The organism is Acidithiobacillus albertensis, from assembly GCF_001931655.1.
GTDB lineage: Bacteria > Pseudomonadota > Gammaproteobacteria > Acidithiobacillales > Acidithiobacillaceae > Acidithiobacillus > Acidithiobacillus thiooxidans.
The window spans coordinates 1-5,203 of record NZ_MOAD01000023.1; the positions used below are offsets into that span (position 1 = coordinate 1).

General features: G+C 57.3%; 6 protein-coding genes. All 6 read right to left on the bottom strand.

Annotation, left to right across the window (positions count from 1 at the left end; translation table 11 throughout):
• Nucleotides 1-377, bottom strand: a 377-nt coding sequence (locus tag BLW97_RS16395) for a hypothetical protein (protein ID WP_207650639.1), incomplete at its 3' end; no start/stop codon positions are given.
• A gap of 19 nt (nt 378-396) precedes the next feature.
• Nucleotides 397-1,008, bottom strand: a complete 612-nt coding sequence (locus BLW97_RS16400; RefSeq protein ID WP_075323967.1) for a tetratricopeptide repeat protein — start codon at nt 1,006-1,008, stop codon at nt 397-399.
• A gap of 97 nt (nt 1,009-1,105) precedes the next feature.
• On the bottom strand, nt 1,106-1,633 hold the full coding sequence (locus tag BLW97_RS16405; RefSeq protein WP_075323968.1) for a hypothetical protein: 528 nt from the start codon (nt 1,631-1,633) through the stop codon (nt 1,106-1,108).
• 86 nt (nt 1,634-1,719) lie between these two features.
• Nucleotides 1,720-2,232: a hypothetical protein gene (locus BLW97_RS19525; RefSeq protein WP_075323969.1), complete on the bottom strand. Its 513-nt coding sequence runs from the start codon at nt 2,230-2,232 to the stop codon at nt 1,720-1,722.
• A 45-nt stretch (nt 2,233-2,277) separates the two neighbouring features.
• Nucleotides 2,278-3,237 (bottom strand): hypothetical protein, encoded by a 960-nt coding sequence (locus BLW97_RS16415; protein WP_075323970.1) that lies wholly within the window; start codon nt 3,235-3,237, stop codon nt 2,278-2,280.
• A gap of 4 nt (nt 3,238-3,241) precedes the next feature.
• Nucleotides 3,242-5,203: efflux RND transporter permease subunit (locus tag BLW97_RS16420; protein WP_143214953.1), on the bottom strand; the 1,962-nt coding region annotated here is incomplete at its 5' end.

The following is a 5,203-nucleotide window of genomic DNA, read 5'->3' on the forward strand; positions in this document are numbered from 1 at the left end:
TTATCGGGCTGATTGGCGGTGATGGCCCAAATAAACAAAATTACAATGATGATCAGCAAGATCAAAATGATCAGTGGGTATCCCCAAAAGCGGCTCAAAAATCCCTCTTTTTGTGCAGGAGGGGGAGGGGGTGGAGCGTAACTGCTATAACTGGAACTTGACGCAGCGGCTGCAGCGGCGGCAGCTGCTGCAGCTGCAGCTGTGTCCGCATCCGAATGGATTTCAGGCCGGTCAGCTTCATGATGGCTTTGCGCAGTCTCGCTATATGTAGTTTCCGTTGTGCCGTGCAAGTTGGCTTTTGTTTCTGCGGCATATTCTGTGCCGCTGGTCGGGGCATCTTCGGAATGTAACTGCGGTTCTTCTCGGATGTCACTCATAATTCATTACTCCTTATGGTTAACGTGCCAGTGCCTGGCGGATGATGGTGGCCTGATTCGGGTCCAGAGAACTGATCAGGGGTAATAATGCTGCGGCAGAAGGATATTGATGCGTTGCAATTAGCGTTCGGGCAGCACCGGAATAGGCCTTGCCAGCAGATAAAGGATGACCAGTCTGGTAATAAATGTTGCCTAATTCGCCATACAGTTGCGGTACTTCAGGCAGTTGATCGATTAATGCCTGATAATCGGCAATGGCAGCTTTCACGTCATGTTCCCAAAACGCCCGTCTTGCAGCCATTAACAGAGCATACTGAGACCCGGTAAGATTTTTCGGAAAGACGATTTTAACGTGCGGGGTAACCGGGGTTGCTTGCTGCACAGCCACGCCCGGATGTAGTTTTGGTGCGGTGGCTGTGATCGGCACTGTTGCAGGATGTGCTACCGGAGTGGGTTTGCTTTCCTGTTTTTCCCACCAATGATGCATTGCCTGCCATTTTTGCACCGTATATTGCCGGGTCGTCTGCCAGTCATGACGCCAGAGTTGCGGATCCTGGATGGCAGCAATCACTACCAGCACAATGATCACCAGAATAATAAACCCAATGATTCTACCCAAAGTTCGTTTCATGGTTGGCCTCTTTTGGCACCTGTATTTTTGATTTCACGGCAATATTGGAACCCTGCAGGCATCGCGGTGCATCTGCAGCCCGCAGGATTTTCGTCCATCATGGATATCCGTAACCGGGACGGTAGGGTCCGGGTGGAGGGGCATATTGCTGGCTGTTGTTGGCGTATTGCGGTGGTGCTGAAGGAGCGATGTAAGCATTATTATCAGCATTGTTATAATTGCCGTATGCAGGATATCCCGATTCCGCAGGTGGGTAGGCATTTTCAGGGGCGTAATCCCGGTATCCGTAACCATTGTAGGCTCCGCCACCATAACCACCTCCGTAGTACCCGTTGTATGGCTGGCTGTAACCACCCCAGCGACCACTACTGAATTGCATGGGGCCGCCGTGCGGTCCATTAAAACTCATGCTGCCCATGTTCCAGGGTCCACTGCTGCCCGTAAAGGGACCTCCATAACCACTGAAAGGGCCGCTGTCGCCGGAAAACGGGCTACTGTAACCACTCCAGGGCATGTCATTCCAGGGTGCCCATCCCCAGGCAAAAGCAGGCGAAGCTGTCAGTAAACCCGCACATCCGAGTGTCGCTGCCAAAGCGGCTATTTTTCCAAAATATTTCACATTCATTACATCTGCTCCTTGATCATTTTGCGCCACAAGCCTTGCAGTTGGCGCCACTGCAATGTCACTCCCCAAACTTGGGAATTATGGTGTTACCAGGTACTCCAGGGGCTCATGGGACCCATTGGCGACATGGGGTTCATGGAGGACATCGGACTCCAGGGCATGCCACCACCCCAAGGCATACCGCCACCACCGCCCCAAGGCATGCCACCGCCGCCCCAAGGCATGCCACCGCCCCAGGGCATACCACCACCCCAGGGCATACCACCACCCCAGGGCATCGCATCTCCGGACCAGGGGCGTCCGTAGCCGCCAAAGGGGCTGCCATTGAAATTCATGGGACCCCAATGGGGAAAAGTCATACGGAAACTCCCCATACTCCAGGGACCACTATTACCGTGCCAAGGACCTCCATAACCAGACCACGGCCCCGAATCCCCTTGCATGGGACCGGAATAACCGCTCCAGGGCATACTGTTTTGCCAGCCGGACCAAGGCATTTCGCCTCCCCAGGGCCCCCAGGCATAAGCAGCAACAGGTACGGAAAGTGTTCCCATTGCGGCAGAGAGAATGGCTACCTTTACCCATTTTGCTTTTTGCATTGCGTTCTCCTTTTTTCAGGCGGACCTATATCCCGATATTTCTGTTTATGGATAACCATAACCAGGCTGCGGGCCATAAGACTGAGGTGGCCGGGCTTCGGGAGGGGGTCCATAGGGTGATGGCCCGTAGGCTGGTGCCCCATAATCTGGCCCAGCATATTGTGGGCCGTATTGAGGCGGGCGGGCGTAAGGATTAGGCCCGTAAGGTGATGGTCCGAAAGCCGGTGCACCATAACCGGGTCTGGGCGCGTTTTGCCAAGGCATGCCGGGGCCCTGCCAGGGCATGGGTCTCATAGGGCCAAAGTTTGGTCGGCTATAAGAGGGCGCACCATAACCGGGTCTCGGCGCGTTTTGCCAGGGCTTGTTGGGGCCCCGGTAGGGCATGGACTCCATGGGGCCAGCATTCGGACCACCATAAGCTGGTCCTGGGGTATATTGGGGTGCGTATCCTTGCTGGGGGGCATATCCCTGTGGTGGCATCGCCATCGGGAAAGAAGCAGGAGGCGCAGTATCCAGGGCACCTTCGTGCGGCCCATTGGGGTAGGGACCCGGAGGTGGGGGAACCCAGTCCGCTACTTCGTTGAATGTGGCTGTAGGCATGGCAGCTTCATGGTTGCTCCAGCCTGGAGCGGGTGGCGTGCTCTGGGGGGCTTGTTGTTCTGCGCTGTTCCAGGCGCTGTCTGCATTTTCAGTTGGTGCAGGCCAGCCGTTGGTCTCGTAGGGATAGCTGGATGTACGGTGCGGGGCATATCCATGCCACTCGGCATAGGTGGAGTCTGCTGGCATTGGCGCTGGCAGTGCTTGATCTGGACGGGTCTCCGACCAGCCGGAAGACGTTGCGCTATTGGCCATGTCAGGACCCGGCATTCCCGAATATGGGCTGGAGTAGGGCGTGTCCACGGACGCCAGGGCCTGGGCTTGCATGCCCAGTGCCGTACAGACCGCCACCCCCAGCCAGAACAGGCGCTTGTGGCTACGGGGGGAAAGGGTTGTTGGGCTTGTCATGGGATTAATCCTCCTTTTTCGGTTTGGAACCGGATGACCGTAAATGAATGCCACGCGCTTTGGCGCGGGGTGAAGGTGACGCAGTGGTTTCAGCGGCTTTGGTTGCGACGGGATTGCTCTGCCCGCTGACCGGACTTTTGGCCGATTCGCTGGTACTTTCTGAAGTTGAGGCGTGAGGATTCACTGGCCCTTGCGATGATCCATCCGGCCCCTGAGGGGGGCTCACGGGCCCTGAAGGCGACTGCGGACCCGGCGCTTCAGGCTTGTTGTGGGCGGCCGGGCGCTTCATCAGCCAGGCCCAGAGTTGTCCGAGCAAAGCCAGCAGGATTTTGGTAATGGCCCGGAAAAAGGCGCGAATATCCTGTCCGATCATTTCCAGGGTCATGGTCAGGGGACTAGCATCTTTGGGTGGCGTATCCTGAACCAGTGCTGCAGATTGAATATCGCTTCGCGCCAGACTATCCCGGGGAGACAGAGAGACCTGCATGCTGGCGGGCGCAAACGGGAAGGGGGGCGGATTGTTCGGCTGCGTGTCACCCAGATCCATCCCTGCCGGGCAGAAGGCAGCACGACCGCTGACACAGCCTAAAGGAATGACCAGCAGGGTAAGAATGGTCGAAATCATGACCCCGAAGAGCAGGGAAATGCCCATCCCCCGGAAAATCGGGGAGGTGATGATTTCTGCGGAACCGAGCATGAGTGCCAGCGCCGTAATCACAATGGGCCGGGTACGGGTCGCGCAGGCTTCAATCAGGGCATCCATGACCGGCATGCCTTCGGCCACCCTTTGCTGGGAGTAATCCACCAGCAGAATGGAATTGCGCACGATGATGCCAGCCAGAGCAATGAAACCGATCATGGAGGTGGCCGTAAAGCTCGCACCAAACAGCCAGTGACCGGGTAAAATCCCGATCAGGGTCAGGGGAATGGGCACCATGATAATGGCGGGGATGACAAAATTCCCGAATTCCCAGACTACCAGCATGTAGATGAGGACAATGGCCACGGCAAAGGCAATGCCCATATCCCGGAAGGTCTTGTAGGTCACGGTCCAGGCACCGCCCCACTTGATCGTGGCATGATTGCCGGTAGGGATGCTGATCCAGTCGATGCCCAGCGGGTGTCCATCGGGGGTCAGATAACCGGACAGGGCATCTTCGACTTCCAGCATGCCGTACAGCGGGGCGTCCAGACGTCCCCTGCTGCCTGCCGTCACATATTCAACGGGTTTGAGATCCTGCTGGTAGATGGGTTGTTCCGCTCTCTCACGATCAAAATGCCCCAGCGTATAAAGAGGTACGGCGCCATAACTGACGGAGGGTACGGGAAGTGCCGCCAGACTATAGACATTACTGCGCAGGGCCAGAGGGGCCTGCAGTACGGCCGGTACCGCAAGATTCTGACCATAGGGCGTAAAGTTACCCAGCTTGTAGCCACCGAGGGTCATCGCCAGGGTTTCGTTGAGGGCGCTGGGCCGCACACCGGCCATGCCCGCCTTGATGGCATTCAGATGAAAGTGCCAGTAGTCATGGGGGGCTTCCAGGGTGTTATCCACCTCGGTGAGGTTTTTGGCCCGGGCAAATTCGGCCGTCACCTGCCGGGTGACCGCGTCGCGGATGGCGGCAGAAGGGCCATAAACTTCGGCCACCACCGGCGCCAAAACCGGTGGCCCCGGTGGACTTTGCACGACGACAATATGGGCCTGGTGTTGCGCCGCGATGGGCGTAATCAGCCGCCGCGCGACGACGGCAAGTTCGGAACTGGAGGCGCTGCGTTCGGCTTTATCCAGCAACTGCACATGAATCATGGCCTGCCAGGGCTGGTTGCGCAGGTAGTAATGCCGCACCATGCCATTGAAATCATACGGTTCCGGCGTGCCCACATAACTTTGCAGCGCCCGGACATCCTTCATCCCCTGTAAGCTCTGTACCACCTCGGCCGTCACATTGGCGGTCACCGGCATGGC

What these genes read in the sequence shown, in the direction of transcription:
- BLW97_RS16405 (WP_075323968.1), bottom strand. Translation starts at nt 1,633, where the DNA reads ATGAATGTGAAATATTTTGGAAAAATAGCCGCTTTGGCAGCGACACTC.
- BLW97_RS16415 (WP_075323970.1), bottom strand. Translation starts at nt 3,237, where the DNA reads ATGACAAGCCCAACAACCCTTTCCCCCCGTAGCCACAAGCGCCTGTTC.
- BLW97_RS19525 (WP_075323969.1), bottom strand. Translation starts at nt 2,232, where the DNA reads ATGCAAAAAGCAAAATGGGTAAAGGTAGCCATTCTCTCTGCCGCAATG.
- BLW97_RS16400 (WP_075323967.1), bottom strand. Translation starts at nt 1,008, where the DNA reads ATGAAACGAACTTTGGGTAGAATCATTGGGTTTATTATTCTGGTGATC.